At 71.2% G+C, this 13,353-nt stretch carries 11 protein-coding genes; 3 read left to right on the top strand and 8 right to left on the bottom strand.

Annotated elements, in window-relative coordinates:
- Positions 1 to 3: 3 nt before the first annotated feature.
- Complete coding sequence (pseI, locus tag IEY87_RS24715) at positions 4 to 1,047, bottom strand: pseudaminic acid synthase (RefSeq protein ID WP_189141158.1); 1,044 nt, start codon at positions 1,045 to 1,047, stop codon at positions 4 to 6.
- Positions 1,044 to 1,544, bottom strand: coding sequence for a GNAT family N-acetyltransferase (locus IEY87_RS24710; protein WP_189141157.1), 501 nt, complete (start codon positions 1,542 to 1,544; stop codon positions 1,044 to 1,046). The genes pseI and IEY87_RS24710 overlap by 4 nt, the downstream gene beginning before the upstream one ends.
- 120 nt (positions 1,545 to 1,664) lie before the next feature.
- Between IEY87_RS24710 and IEY87_RS24705 the strand changes: the two genes are divergently transcribed.
- From IEY87_RS24705 to IEY87_RS24695, 3 genes are read left to right on the top strand one after another with little or no spacing between them, the layout of a single operon-like run.
- Positions 1,665 to 3,107, top strand: a complete 1,443-nt coding sequence (locus IEY87_RS24705; RefSeq protein ID WP_189141156.1) for a glycosyltransferase family 2 protein — start codon at positions 1,665 to 1,667, stop codon at positions 3,105 to 3,107.
- 48 nt (positions 3,108 to 3,155) lie between these two features.
- The gene (locus tag IEY87_RS24700) at positions 3,156 to 3,956 is read left to right on the top strand and encodes a CDP-alcohol phosphatidyltransferase family protein (protein ID WP_225277647.1); all 801 of its coding nucleotides are present in this window, start codon (positions 3,156 to 3,158) and stop codon (positions 3,954 to 3,956) included.
- A gap of 17 nt (positions 3,957 to 3,973) precedes the next feature.
- Complete coding sequence (locus IEY87_RS24695; protein ID WP_189141155.1) at positions 3,974 to 5,023, top strand: sulfotransferase family protein; 1,050 nt, start codon at positions 3,974 to 3,976, stop codon at positions 5,021 to 5,023.
- A 73-nt stretch (positions 5,024 to 5,096) separates the two neighbouring features.
- Here the strand turns inward: IEY87_RS24695 and IEY87_RS24690 are convergent, their stop codons facing one another.
- The 6 genes from IEY87_RS24690 to IEY87_RS24665 all read right to left on the bottom strand — a co-directional run bounded on the left by IEY87_RS24690 (position 5,097) and on the right by IEY87_RS24665 (position 13,333).
- Complete coding sequence (locus IEY87_RS24690) at positions 5,097 to 6,149, bottom strand: glycosyltransferase (RefSeq protein WP_189141154.1); 1,053 nt, start codon at positions 6,147 to 6,149, stop codon at positions 5,097 to 5,099.
- The gene (locus IEY87_RS24685) at positions 6,146 to 8,779 is read right to left on the bottom strand and encodes a bifunctional glycosyltransferase/CDP-glycerol:glycerophosphate glycerophosphotransferase (protein ID WP_189141153.1); all 2,634 of its coding nucleotides are present in this window, start codon (positions 8,777 to 8,779) and stop codon (positions 6,146 to 6,148) included. The genes IEY87_RS24690 and IEY87_RS24685 overlap by 4 nt, the downstream gene beginning before the upstream one ends.
- Before the next feature lie 81 nt (positions 8,780 to 8,860).
- Entirely contained in the window at positions 8,861 to 9,595 is a 735-nt protein-coding gene (locus IEY87_RS24680) for an SRPBCC family protein (protein WP_189141152.1), read from the bottom strand.
- Between the two features lie 80 nt (positions 9,596 to 9,675).
- The gene (locus IEY87_RS24675) at positions 9,676 to 10,530 is read right to left on the bottom strand and encodes an FAD binding domain-containing protein (RefSeq protein ID WP_189141151.1); all 855 of its coding nucleotides are present in this window, start codon (positions 10,528 to 10,530) and stop codon (positions 9,676 to 9,678) included.
- A complete protein-coding gene (locus IEY87_RS24670) occupies positions 10,527 to 12,854 on the bottom strand; it encodes a xanthine dehydrogenase family protein molybdopterin-binding subunit (protein WP_189141150.1) in 2,328 nt (775 codons plus the stop codon). Before IEY87_RS24670 ends, IEY87_RS24675 begins: the two co-directional genes overlap by 4 nt.
- A complete protein-coding gene (locus IEY87_RS24665) occupies positions 12,851 to 13,333 on the bottom strand; it encodes a (2Fe-2S)-binding protein (protein WP_189141149.1) in 483 nt (160 codons plus the stop codon). Before IEY87_RS24665 ends, IEY87_RS24670 begins: the two co-directional genes overlap by 4 nt.
- Positions 13,334 to 13,353 lie beyond the last annotated feature (20 nt).

Raw genomic sequence — 13,353 nt, 5'->3', positions numbered from 1 at the left:
GGGTCAGAGGAGGTCCCAGGTGAGAGGGGTGCCGAGGGGGGCGTCGCGGGTGAAGGGGCGGCCCGTCACGGTGGTCATGGCATCGGGGGGCAGGCCGCCGGCGGGGCGGATGGAGCGTACGTTCAGCTCCGTCACCGGCTCACCGGCCAGCACGTCCCGCACCACGTACAGGGACCTGCGAAAGCGCAGCCCCTCGCGCTCGCCGGGGCGTGGGCCGAGAACGGGGGCGCCCAGCGACTGCCAGGCGCGTTCGCTCTCCACGACCAGCGCCGCGAGCTCGTGCGGCTCCAGGGAGAAGGCCGCGTCCACCCCGCCGGCGTCCCGGGACAGCGTGACGTGCTTCTCGATCAGGCAGGCGCCCAAGGCGACGGCCGCGAGCGGGACGCCGAGTCCGAGGGTGTGGTCGGACAGGCCGGTGACCGCGCCGGTGAGGGCGGCCAGCAGCGGGAGGGAGCGCAGGTTGCTCTCGGCGGGGGAGGCGGGGTAGGAGGCGGTGCACGACAGGACGGCGAGCTGGTCGCAGCCGGCGGACCTGGCGGCGGCCACGGCCGCGTGGATCTCGCCGATGGAGGCCATCCCGGTGGAAATGATCAGCGGCTTGCCGGTCGCGGCGGCCAGTCTGATCAGCGGGAGGTCGACGATCTCCGAGGAGGCGATCTTGTAGGCGGGGGCGTCGAGCTTCTCCAGCAGCTCGACGGCCGTGGGATCGAAGGGCGAGGAGAAGGGGACGAGCCCGTGCTCGCGGGCCCTGGCGAAGATCGGCTGGTGCCAGTCCCAGGGCGTGTGGGCGCGTTCGAAGAGCTGGTAGAGGCGCTCGCCGCCCCACAGGTCGTGCCCCTGGCCGATCCGGAAGGCGGGGCCGTCCGCGTCGACGGTGATCGTGTCGGGGCGGTAGGTCTGCAGCTTGATCGCGTGCGCGCCGCTCCCGGCCACCGCGTCGACGATCGACAGCGCGCGCTCCAGGCTGCCGTTGTGGTTGCCGGACATCTCGGCGATGACGAACGGCGGCTCGCCGGGCCCGATGGCCCGGCCCGCGATCTCGATCATGGGTCCTTCTCCCTGGTCAGCTCGACGGCGACGACCTCACGGCGCAGCCCGGCCAGCTCCAGCCGGTAACCGGCGACCTCGGCGAACCCGAACCGGCGGTGCAGCCGCCGCACCGGCTCGTTGCAGGCGAGCACCTCGCCGCGCAGCGTGGTCAGGCCGAGCGGCCCGAAGGCGTGCTCGATGGCCGCCCGCTCCAACCCGATCCAGGCGGCCAGCAGCTCGCCCGAGTGCTCCAGCCCGGCCACGTCGAGGTAGAAGGCCCAGTCGGCGCTCTGCCCGCCGGGGGTCAGGCCGGAGAAGGACACCACGCCGGCGGCGGCCCCCCGGTGCTCGTAGATGAGCACCCGTCTGGCCGGGTCGTTCTTGACCGTGGCCCACCAGCGGGCGTGCTCGGCCTTGGTGATGGTGTGGGTGGTGAAGCTCGACGCCCGCACCCGCGGGTGGTTGCGCCAGCGCCGCATCGCGGGGAGTTCGTGCTCTTCGACGCCTCTGAGCACCGCCCCTCCTTACGTACCGCGTTCGATCCCATGCACAACGTAGCGTAAAGAATCGGACCCCCGGGGGACCGTCGAGGCATCCTGCCCTCATCCGATCCGGTGAACGAAGGAGCGTGCGGCATGATCCCCCTGCTCAGCATCGTCGTCCCCATCTACAACGTGGAGCCGTACCTGGCCGAATGCCTGAAGTCGCTGGCCGCCCAGACGATGGAGGACTTCGAGGTCATCATGGTCGACGACGGCTCGGCCGACGGCGGCCGGCGGCTGGCCGAGGACTTCGCCGCCCGCGACTCCCGCTTCGCCCTGCTGGACCAGCCGCACCAGGGTCCCGGACCGGCCCGCAACCTGGGCGTGCGGCACGCCCGCGCCCCCTTCCTCGCCTTCGCCGACGCCGACGACGTCGTGCCGCCCTCGGCGTACGAGCTGCTCGTCTCCTCGCTGCGGGAGACCGGCTCGGACCTCGCGTGCGGCGCGGTGCTGCGGATCGAGGACGGCGAGCCGGGGCCGTCGACGCTGCACGAGAAGGTGTTCAGGCGGCGGGTGCTCTGCACGCACATCATGGACAGGCGCTCGCTGGTCAGGGACCGCACGGTGTGGAACAAGGTCTACCGGGCGGACTTCTGGCGCCGGCGCGGGCTGACGTTTCCCGCCGGGATCTACGAGGACGTGCCGGTGGCCATGCGCGCCCATGTCCTGGCCACGAGCGTGGACGTGCTGGACGACGTGGTCTACCACTGGCGCAGGCGCGACGTCGGCGAGGTGTCGATCACCCAGCGGCGCACCGAGCTGGCCAATCTGGCCGAACGCCTGGCCGCCATCCGGTCCGTGCGCGCCTTCCTCGACGACACGGCGCCCGAGCTGACGGACGCCTTCGACAGCCTGGTGCTGGAGAAGGACATCCTGTTCCTGTTCCAGGCGCTGGAGGGCGGCGTGGACGCCGGGCCGGTGCTCGACCTGGCCAGGCAGTGGCTGTCCGAGCTGACCCCCGGCGCGCTCGCCGCCGCGCCGTCCCTGCGGCGGCTCGAACTGCACCTGGTACGGCGCGGCCTGATCAAGGAGCTGCGCCGGGTGCGCAACTTCCGCCGAGCCGCCACCGACGGCACCCGCATCGTGCCGCGCGGGTGGCGGGAGACGAAGTGGTACGGCGACTACCCGTACTTCCGCAACCGCAGGCTCGCGATCCCGCGCGAGGTGTACGACGCGCAGGCGGAGCTCAAGCTGCTGGCCACCGTCGAGAAGTGCGAGTGGACCGGCACGGAGTTCGTGCTGCGCGGGCAGGTGGCGATCCACCGGGTCAAACGGGGGCCGGACCGGCTGAACCTGTGGCTCTCCTCCGGCAAGCGCAAGGTGCCGCTGGAGGTGAAGCGGGCGGGCAGCCACGGCTTCGTGACCACGGTCGATCCCCGGCGGCTCGAAGGCGGCGGCCCGACCTGGCGGCTGAACGCGCGCACCGAGACGCGGGGGCTCGTGCTGAAGGCGGTGTTCCGGGATGCCGAGAACAAGCGGACTTGGCGGCTTTCGGTGGCGGGATGGTCAAGAAGAGGCATGGACATCCCCCAGTAGTTCCAGAGAGTAATAGTTCAAACGCGACTCGTGGCCATGCTGTAGTCCATGAGGACCTATTCGCTCGATGACGTCCACGAGACACGCAAGCGGAGAGACTCCTGGTGGACCGTGTACTTCGTGGATCCGGTCGCCTGCCGGGTCGCGCTCGTGGTCGCCAACCGCACCCGGATCACGCCGAACGAGCTCACGGTTTTCTCGCTGCTCCTCGGCCTGGTCTCGGCCGTGTTCCTGGCGACGGACCGGCTGGCGGCCGGGGCGGTGCTGTTCTACCTGAGCTTCATGATCGACTGCGTCGACGGCAAGGTGGCCAGGCTCAAGGGCACGGGGACGCCCTTCGGCCTCTGGCTGGACTACGTCGGCGACCGGGTCAGGGTGGTGCTGTGCGCGGCGGGTCTCGCCTACGGGCAGTACACGCTGACGGGGGACGCCGGCTACATCGTGCTCGGCGCGGCGCTGGCCGTGCTGGACCTGTTCAGGTACGTCAACGCGCCGCAGATGAAGCGGGTCCGCGAGGTCATCAAGGAGGGGCGGGCCGAGGCGGAGCTGGACGGTCTGGTGCCGGCGCCGCGGCAGGGCCGGCCGGTCCGGCGGATGCCGTCCTTCCTGCGGCGGCTCAACAGGTTCCTGGCCCGTCGCCGGGTCCGCTCGCATCTCATCAGCGGCATCGAGTTCCACGCCGCGGTGTTCGTGATCGCGCCGCTCATCGGGGCGGCGGCGCTGATCCCGATCTCGGTGGTGGCCAGCGTTCTGCTGCTCGCCAACGAGATCTTCCTTGTCCACCGGTTGTGGCTCTTCACGCGCAGGCACGAGGTGCCCCAGAGGAGCCGAGAGCACGTTCTCGTCTAAGTTTTCGGGGGTTCGACATGTCCGATCGGCCAGTATTCGTCATTGGCTGCCCGCGCTCCGGCACCACGATGCTGCAGCTCATGCTCCACTCGCACCCGCGGCTCGCGGTGCCGCCGGAGACGCGGTTCCTGATGCCCGCCTACTATCGGCGCCGCTCGTTCGGCGACCTGCGGGACGTCTCGTGCCGGCGCTCGCTGGCCGAGTGGATCGCGACCGACCGCAGCACCAAGTTCCGCGAGCTCAAGATCGACAAGCACGAGTTCGTCCAGCAGGCCGTGGACGGCCCCGGCTCGCTCGGCTCGGTGATCGGCACCGCGTTCCGGATGTACGCCGAGCGGTTCGGCAAGCCGCGCTGGGGCGACAAGCGGCCCAGCTACGTCAAGCACACCGACCTGCTGCTCAGGCTCTTCCCCGACGCCCAGTTCATCCACCTGATCAGGGACGGCCGCGACTGCGTGGCCTCGCTGAAGGAGATGCCGTGGTACACGCACGACTCCTTCCACGCCGTCTCCACCTGGGCCGAGGCCATCGACGCGGGTGACCGGCTGCGGCGGACGCTGCCCCAGGACAGCTACTTCGAGCTGCGCTACGAGCACCTCACCGACGATCCCTCGACCGAGTTGAAGAAGCTCTGCGCGTTCCTCGGCGAGGACTTCGCGCCGTCCATGGTCTCGCCGCGCGAGGCGGCCAGCATCGCGGTGCCCGTCCACAAGGTCTGGCACAGCAACACGCACGGCGAGGTCACCCGCAGCCGGGTCGGCAGCTGGGCCAAGCGCCTGGACGCCTGGGAGATCGCGCTCTGCGAGCACGTCCTGGGCGAGCGGCTGGAGGCCCACGGCTACGAGCTCACCGGGGCGGCGCCGGCGACCAAGGAGCACCTCGCGCTCTGCCAGAAGACGATGAACAAGCGCCGGGCCAGCCGGATGCGCAAGGCCATGCGCGACCGGTTCAACCGGCTGCGCGAGCCGAGCCCGGTGGCGGCCATGCTCACCACCGGCCAGCGGGCGCTCGCCGGGGTGCCGCAGCAGCGCCACGAGTCGCCGGAGCTGGTCGAGCGAGCCGGGTGACTCAGCGCTCGACGTACTGGAACGCTCAGCGCTCGATGTGACGGAACGCTCTGCGCTCGACGTACTGGAACGCTCAGCGCTCGATGTGCTGGAACAGCGACTCCCAGCGATCGAGGACGGGGTCGAGCCGGAACGCCGCGGCTCCGGCCCGAGCGGCGGCGCCCACCCGCCGCCGCTCCCGCGCCGACCCGGTGAGCCGGGCCAGTTCGGCGCCGAACGCGTCCACGTCTCCTGGCGGGACCAGCACCGGGCCCGCCGACCTGACGCCGCCCGACACGTCGAACGCCACCGCCGGCACCCCGTGCGCGGCCGCCTCCAGCAGCACGACGGGCAGCCCTTCGTGCTCGCTGGTCACCGCCAGGATCGAGGCGTCCAGATACTCCTCGGGCATCAGCGCGGCGGGCACCCGGCCGCGGAAGACGACCCGGTCCACGATGCCCTCGCGGGCGGCGTGCGCGCGCAGCCGGTCCAGCTCGCCGCCGTCGCCGATGAGGTGCAGCTGCCACGGCCGGGGCGCGCCGGATCGGGCGAAGGCGCTGATCAGCCGGTCGAACCGCTTGACGCCTTCCAGCCGGCCCACGCCGAGCACGCGGGGCGTCGTCAGGGGTGAGGTCCGGTCCGGCCAGGCGGCCAGCGGGTTGGGCAGCGCCCAGGCGTTGGGCAGCAGGGCGTGCTCGGCGAACAGCCGTGCGTCGTCGTCGCTGAGGAACACGGCCTGGTCGAGGCCGGGGTAGTGCTTTCTGATCGAGTCGAGGTGCCAGCAGCCGCGGGCGTGTTCGTACGAGCCGTGGTAGTGGCCGATCGGCCGCAGGGCGTCGGGCAGCAGGCCCGTCAGGCGGGTCACCACCGAGGGTGAGGTCAGCACCGCGTACCCCGGCCGCATCGGGCCGAGCAGCTCCTTCAGCCGGCGGCGGGCCGGCCGGCCCTGCGGGCGCACCGGGCTCCGGCTGATCAGGTGCCGCCGGTAGCGGGGCTCGTCGACGTAGTGGAACGGCGCGGCGGACCGGTGCAGGCCGATGACGTGCACCTCGTGCCCGCGCCCGGCCAGCCCTTGGGCCAGCGTGTGCGTCACCTGCTGGATGCCGCCGAGGGTGTCGGCGTCCAGGCAGGTGAAGACGACGTTCACCGCTCGCTCCCGGTGAAGAAGTCCGTCACGATCCGGTGCGCCGCGTCGCCGCGCTCGTCGGCGCACCACAGCTCGCGGAAGGCGGCGTACCGGTCGGCGTAGGAGTCGTGCACGGCGGGCAGGTCGCGCAGCTTGCCGATCAGATCCCTGGTGGTGGTCACGCACGGGCCGGGGGCGATCGACGGCAGGTCGTGGTAGACGCCGCGCTCCGACAGCCGGTAGTCGTCCCAGTCGTCGATGAGGAACAGCATGGGCTTGCCGGTCAGCGCGTAGTCGCACATCACCGAGGAGTAGTCCGTCAGCAGCGCGTCGGAGGTCAGCATCAGGTCGTTGATCTCGGGATAGGACCCGGCCGGGCGGACGAAGTGCCGCAGGTGCTCCGGCGGCTTGAACCGTTCGACCGGATGGGTGCGCAGGACCACCACCCACTCGCCCGCCAGCTCCCTGGCCATCAGCGCCAGGTCCGCCCGGACCGACCGGCCGCTGCCCTTGGCCCGGTCGCGGTAGGTGGGCGCGTACAGCAGGATCTTGCGGTCCTGCGGGATCTCCAGCCGGCGTCGGACGTCGTCGGTGACCTCGCCGCGCAGCAGCGCGTCGCAGCGCGGCGTGCCGCACCGGTAGACCTTGCCGGTGTAGCCGTTGGACGGCAGGAAGCAGCGCGCGAACTCCGCGCTCGGCGCCACCAGCGCGTCCCAGCGGGCCACTGCGGCCCGCCACCGCTCGCGCGGCTTGTCGAAGTCGGCGCGCAGGTCGGGGGCGTCGAAGCCGATGGACTTGATGCCCTGCCCGTGCCAGGTCTGCAGATAGCGGGTACGGCGCGGCTTGGGGTAGTCGAGCGGGAAGCCGTGACTGTCCACCCAGTAGCCCGCGCGGGCCATGGTCCAGACGTAGGCCCAGCTTCCCCGGCGGACCAGGCGGGCGTCCGCGGGGAAGTCGTCTCGACGTCTCGCCACCGACCAGACCACCTCGATGGGCAGCTCACGGCGGCGCAGCTCCTCGTAGAGGGCGCGCGGGCTGCCGGTGCAGCCCTTGCCGACGTCGGATTCGAACAGGGCCAGGTTCCTGCGCGGCGGCAGCACCTTGATCAGCGCCTTGTAGACGCGCAGCTTCATCGCCGGCGTGCCGATCCGCTTCAGCACCCTTCGCCTGAGCTTGCGGATGAAGGAGGACCTGGCCGTCTTCGCCCGGACGCACAGGTAGGCCGCGTACCCCTCGGCCCGCACCGTGCCGCCCGGCAGCTCGACGGGCTCCATGGCCGGGTCGACCAGTAGCCGGTCGGTGGTGGTGTGGCCGTCGGACAGGCGGGTGAAGGCGATGCGCGGGTCGCACTTCCCCGCCGGTGTGAAGGTGACCTCGCTGACGTAGCCGCCCTCGCCCGACGCCTGCGGCTGGATCGGGATCCGCTTCCCGCCGACCCGCAGGAACGCCTGCCAGTCCACGGGCAGCGCGCCGAACGGGTCGTAGGTGTGCACGGTCATCCGCACCTGGTCGCCGTCCCGGGCGAGCTCCGCCACCTCGTGCCGCAGCCGCGCGGCCGAGAACGGCAGCTCGGCCAGGCCCAGATCGGTGATGTCCATGCCGGGGGAGACCGTGGTGCCCCAGTAGGTGCGGTCGTGGATCCGGACCGCGGCGCGCGGCGCGGCTCTCGACCCGGTCAGCGAGCCCGCCGCGACGCGCAGGTCGTCGACCCGGTCGGCGAGGATGAGATGGCCGCAGACCCGGGCCATCGGGTCGATCCGGTCGAACACCTCGGAGGAGATCCCCTCCAGGTACGGCCTGACGATCGCGGCGAACTCCTTCACCCAGACCCGGTCCCTGGTGGGCAGCGGGTTCAGATAGACGCGCAGGTCCTGGTGCAGGAACCGGAACTGCCGCGCGGGAAGCAGATGGGCCAGGCCGTGGGCGCGCAGGATGTCGTCGCTGCGCCGGGCCGCGATGACCCGGTGGCGCACGTTCTCCATCTCCTTGATGCTGAGCGAGATGGAGGTGCCGCCGGGCGCCCGCCGCCAGTGGTAGACGACCCAGGGCACGACCGCGAACCGGCGGGCCCGCGCGTACAGCTCGGTGGCGAAGGGGTGATCCTCGTAGTGGATGTCCTCAGGGAAGCGCAGCCCGCCGTCCCTGAGGAACCGCACGTCGTAGAGCTTGTTGGTGGTGAAGGAGTCCAGGAACAGCTCGGGCTCCTCGCCGATGCCCGCCACCACCCGCCGCCTGGCGAACAGCGTCGGATAGTACGGCTTGAGCCGCCCGCTGGACTCGTACAGCCGGGAGATCTGGCCGGACACGAAGTCGACGCCGGTCCGCTCGATCTCGGTGAGCAGGCTCTTGCAGGCGTGCCGGGGCAGCTCGTCGTCGCTGTCGAGATACATGAGGTAGGGGGCGGCGGCCGCGTCCAGGCCGTCGTTCCTGGGCGCGCCGCAGCCGCCGCTGTTGGCCGGCCTGCGCAGGTAGCGCACGCGGGGGTCGCTCTCCATGAGCTCGGCGGCGACGCGGGGCGTCTCGTCGGTGCTCGCGTCGTCGACGACGATCACCTCCAGGTCGCGCAGCGACTGGCGCAGGACCGAACGTACGGCCCTGGGCAGACGGGGCGCGTCGTTGTAGGTGATCACGACGACGGTGCAGATCGGCATGCCATCCCCCCGAGTGTCATGGGGGTGGCATTCCCTCAGTTCAGCGTGTGTGTCCGCACTTGATGGGCTTTTTGCCGAAAATCAGCGGGTGAGCCGGCGGATCAACCAGCCGAGGAGCAGCAGCGCCGCGAGCCCGCCGAGCGCCGGAGCCACCCGCTTGAGCAGCGGCCGGCCGGCGATCTCCAGCAGGTTGAGCGCCTCCTCGTCGGGCGTCAGCGAGGTGCGGGTCGTGCCTGACGGGCGGACTTCCGGCGCGGGCACCGCGGCCAGATGACGGTCCGGCTCGTCCTTGAGCGCCTCGTCCTTGAGCGTCTCGTCTTTGAGCGTCTCGTCCTTGGGTGCCTCGTCCTTGGGCGGCTCGGGGACGGGCTCGGCGAGTAACTCGGCGAGGTTGACGGCGAAGCGGTCGATCAGCTTCGACCCGACCTCGGCCATCACCCCGCGCCCGAACTGCGCGGGCCGGCCCGTCACGTTGAACGTGGTCTCCACGGCCACCGCCGTCGAGCCGTCACCCGGGGTGAGCCGCGCCTTGACCGTGGCCGCCGCCGTGCCCGAACCCCGCGCCTCCTTGCCCGACGCCCGCAGGGTCAGCGTGTGCGCGTCCTTGTCGACATCCTCGAACGTGGCCGAACCCCGATAGGTGACGGTGATCGGACCGACCTTGACCTTCATCCTGCCGGTGAACTCTTCACCCTCGAAGACGTCCAGCGCCGCCCCGGGCAGGCACGGCGCGACCCGCTCGACGTCGAGCAGCACCGCCCACGCCTGCTCGATCGGAACCGGGACAGTGAACTCGTGCTCGAACCGCATCGCCATCGATCCGCTCCTTCCCGCTGGTTGCGAGCGTACGTGTCGTGGGGGCGCCCCGAAAGAGGTGCGCCCCCACGTGAACCGGATCAGACCGACCCGGCGGCCTTCCGCACGGCCCGATGCGTCAGCACCCGGGCCAGGTGCCGGCGATAGTCAGGCTGAGCGTGCAGGTCGCCCGGCGGAGAGGTGTCCGCCGCCGCCTCCGCGCACGCCTGCCGTACCTCGCCGCCCAGGTCCATGCCCGCCAGCGCGGTCTCGGTCGCGTGCGCCCGCACCGGGGTCGGAGCCATGTTCGTCAGCGCGATCCGGCTCTCCTGGATCGCGCCGTTGGAGCGCCTGACCGCCGCGGCCACGCCCACGATCGCCCAGGCCTGCGCCGTACGCTGGAACTTCTCGTAGTGGAAGCCCCAGCCGGCCCCGAGCTTCGGGATCTTCACCCCGACCAGGATCTCGCCCTGCCGCAGCGACGACTCCAGGTAGTCGACGAAGAACTCCGCCGCCGGGATGTCCCGCTCGCCGTCGGCCGACCTGGCGACGAGGACGCCGTCCAGCGCCAGCACCACCGCGGGCACATCACCCGCCGGATCGGCGTGCGCCAGGGAGCCGCCGAACGTGCCGCGATGCCGTACCGCGGGATCGGCCACCGTGGCGGTGGCGAGCGCGACGAGCGGGCAGTCGGCGTTGACCACGCCGGACCGCAGCACCTCGTCGTGCGTGGCCATCGCGCCGATGAAGACGTGGTCACCGCGGTCGTGCACGCCCGCCAGCTCCGGCAGGCGCCCCACGTCGACCAGCTTGGTCGGGTAGGCGAGCCGCATCCGCAGCAGCGGCAGCAGCGACTGGCCGCCCGCCAGCACCTTGGCCTCCTCGTCGGCGGCGAGCTCCTGGCACGCCTCGGCGAGCGAGCCGGGACGGGTGTAGCCGAACTGGGCCGGGATCATGGCCGCGCTCCTTCCACTGCCCGCCAGATCCGCTCGGGCGTGCACGGCATCGTGATGTCCTGCACGCCGTACGGCCGCAGGGCGTCCACGATGGCGTTGACGACGGCCGGCGTGGAGGCGATGGTGCCCGCCTCGCCGACGCCCTTGGCGCCCAGGGGGTTGCTCGTGGCAGGGGTCTCGGTCCTGTCGGTGGTGAAATCGGGCAGGTCCGCCGCCGACGGCACCAGGTAGTCGGCGAGCGTGCTGGTCAGCAGGTTGCCCTCGGCGTCGTACACGGCCTCCTCGAACAACGCCTGCGCGATGCCCTGGGCGATGCCGCCGTGCACCTGGCCCTCGACGATCATCGGGTTGACCACCTTGCCGATGTCGTCGACCGCCACGTACGAGCGGATTTTGACCAGGCCCGTCTCGGTGTCCACCTCGGCGGCGCACAGGTGGGTGCCGTGCGGGAAGGAGTAGTTGTCCGGATCGAACGTGGCGTCCGAGTCCAGCGAGGGCTCCACCCCGTCGGGCAGGTCGTGCGCGGTGAACGCGGCGAACGCCAGCTCCTGGATCGTCCGCCGGGAGTCGGTGCCCCGCACCGTGAACGCGCCTTCGGCGAAGTCCAGGTCCTCGGGCGAGCACTCCAGCGCGTGCGCGGCCAGCCTGCGGGCCTTCTCCCTGACCTTCTCGCACGCCTGCAGCACCGCGACGCCGCCGACGACCAGCGAGCGCGAGCCGTAGGTGTCCAGGCCCTTGTGCGAGATCGCGGTGTCGCCGTGCACCACCGCGACGTCCTCGAACGGCACGCCGAGCGCGTCGGCCACGATCTGGCTCCACGCCGTCACATGTCCCTGGCCGTGCGGCGAGGTGCCGGTGATGACCTCGACCTTGCCGGTGGGCAGCATCCGCACCGAGCCGTGCTCCCAGCCGCCCGCCGCGAACCGGGCCGCGCCCAGCAGCTTGGAGGGGGCCAGCCCGCACATCTCGGTGAAGGTGCTGACACCGATCCCGAGCTGGACCGGATCGCCCCGGTCCCGCCGGTCGGACTGTTCGGCCCGCAGCTTGTCGTAGCCGAACAGCGACAGCGCCTTCTCGGTCGCCGCCTCGTAGTTGCCCGAGTCGTAGGTCAGGCCGGAGATGGTGGTGTAGGGGAACTCCTCGTGCTTGATCCAGTTACGCCGCCGCACCTCCAGCGGGTCGACGTTCAGCTCGGCCGCCAGCTCGTCCATGATCCGCTCGATGCCGAAGGTGGCCTCCGGCCGGCCCGCGCCCCGGTAGGCGTCGGTCGGCATCTTCGTGGTGAACACCCCGGTGCAGCCGAACTCGTACGCGTCCATCTTGTAGATCGCGTTGAACATCGTCGCGCCGAGCAGCGGAATCCCCGGCGTGAGCAGGACCAGGTAGGCGCCCATGTCGGCCAGCAGGTCCACCTGCAGGCCGCGGATGCGCCCGTCGGCCTCGGCCGCGAGCCGGATGTGCTGGATCTGGCCGCGGCCCTGGTGCACGGTGAGGTTGCCCTCGGAGCGGGACTCGTTCCACTTGATCGGTTTGCCGAGCCTGCGGGTGAGCAGCAGGCAGAGCACCTCCTCGGCGGTGACCTGCAGCTTGGTGCCGAACCCGCCGCCGACGTCCGGCGCGATCACCCGGAGCTTGTGCTCGGGGATGCCGGTGGTCAGCGCCAGCATCACCCGCAGCACATGCGGGATCTGCGTGGACGACCACAGCGTGAAGGAGTCGCCGTCGGTGGTGGCCACCACCGCCCTGGGCTCCATCGCCGCGCCTATCAGGCGCTGCTGCACGTACGTCCGGTCGATGACGACGGGGGCGTCTTGGAAGGCGGCGTCGATGTCACCGGTGGTGATCTTCATCGAGTACGCCTTGTTGCCCTCCTCGTGCACCTTCGGGCTGCCCTCGGCCAGCGCCTCGGCCAGGTCGATCACCGCGGGCAGCGGCTCGTAGTCGACCTCGATCGCCTCCAGCGCGTCGGCGGCCAGGTAGCGGTCCGTGGCGACCACGCAGGCCACCGCCTCGCCCACGTACCGGACCTCCGACACCGCCATCGGCGGGTGGTCCGGGATGATCACGTCCTCCGTCACCGGCCAGGCGCACGGCAGGCTGCCCTGCTCCCCGGCGAGATCCTGACCGCCGAACGCGGCGACCACCCCCGGCAGGCCGCGCGCCCCCGACACGTCCACCCGGGTGATCCGCGCGTGCGCCATCGGGCTGCGCAGGAACGCCACATGCAGCATCCCCGGTTGCCGCAGGTTGTCGGTCCACTGAGTACGGCCGGTCAATAACCGGGCGTCCTCCTTGCGCTTCCTGGGCCGGCCGACCTCGGTCATGAGCTCTTCACCGCCTGCCCCATCTCCTGCGCGCCCCGGCGCACCGCGCGAACGATGTTGCAGTATCCGGTGCACCTGCAGAGATTGCCCTCCAGGCCCTGCCTGATGGCCTCCTCGGACGGCTCAGGCGTGTCCCTGAGCAGGTCGATCGCGGCCATGACCATGCCGGGCGTGCAGTAGCCGCACTGCAGCGCGTGTTCTTCGTGGAAGGCCCGCTGCATCGGATGCATGGAGCCGTTGGCGCCCAGGCCCTCGATGGTGACGACGTCGCTGCCGTCGGCCTGTACGGCCAGGACCGAGCAGCTCTTGACGCTCTTGCCGTCGAGCATCACGGTGCAGGCGCCGCAGTTGCTGGTGTCACAGCCGACAGGAGTGCCGGTCTTGCCCAGCCGTTCTCGTAGGAGATGGACGAGGAGGAGCCGCGGCTCGACCTCTTCTTGGTAGGTGATCCCGTCGACGGTGACGGTGACACGGGGCATACGTCCTCCCTCAGGAGCAG

Origin of the sequence: Nonomuraea glycinis (assembly GCF_014646515.1) — a bacterium.
GTDB classification, from domain to species: domain Bacteria; phylum Actinomycetota; class Actinomycetes; order Streptosporangiales; family Streptosporangiaceae; genus Nonomuraea; species Nonomuraea glycinis.
This window is presented reverse-complemented; position numbering and strand designations above follow the sequence as displayed.

Bases quoted from the DNA above. Each gene is read 5' to 3' on its own strand.
- pseI (WP_189141158.1), bottom strand. From the start codon at position 1,047: ATGATCGAGATCGCGGGCCGGGCCATCGGGCCCGGCGAGCCGCCGTTC.
- IEY87_RS24705 (WP_189141156.1), top strand. From the start codon at position 1,665: ATGATCCCCCTGCTCAGCATCGTCGTCCCCATCTACAACGTGGAGCCG.
- IEY87_RS24700 (WP_225277647.1), top strand. From the start codon at position 3,156: ATGAGGACCTATTCGCTCGATGACGTCCACGAGACACGCAAGCGGAGA.
- IEY87_RS24695 (WP_189141155.1), top strand. From the start codon at position 3,974: ATGTCCGATCGGCCAGTATTCGTCATTGGCTGCCCGCGCTCCGGCACC.
- IEY87_RS24685 (WP_189141153.1), bottom strand. From the start codon at position 8,779: ATGCCGATCTGCACCGTCGTCGTGATCACCTACAACGACGCGCCCCGT.
- IEY87_RS24680 (WP_189141152.1), bottom strand. From the start codon at position 9,595: ATGGCGATGCGGTTCGAGCACGAGTTCACTGTCCCGGTTCCGATCGAG.
- IEY87_RS24675 (WP_189141151.1), bottom strand. From the start codon at position 10,530: ATGATCCCGGCCCAGTTCGGCTACACCCGTCCCGGCTCGCTCGCCGAG.
- IEY87_RS24670 (WP_189141150.1), bottom strand. From the start codon at position 12,854: ATGACCGAGGTCGGCCGGCCCAGGAAGCGCAAGGAGGACGCCCGGTTA.
- IEY87_RS24665 (WP_189141149.1), bottom strand. From the start codon at position 13,333: ATGCCCCGTGTCACCGTCACCGTCGACGGGATCACCTACCAAGAAGAG.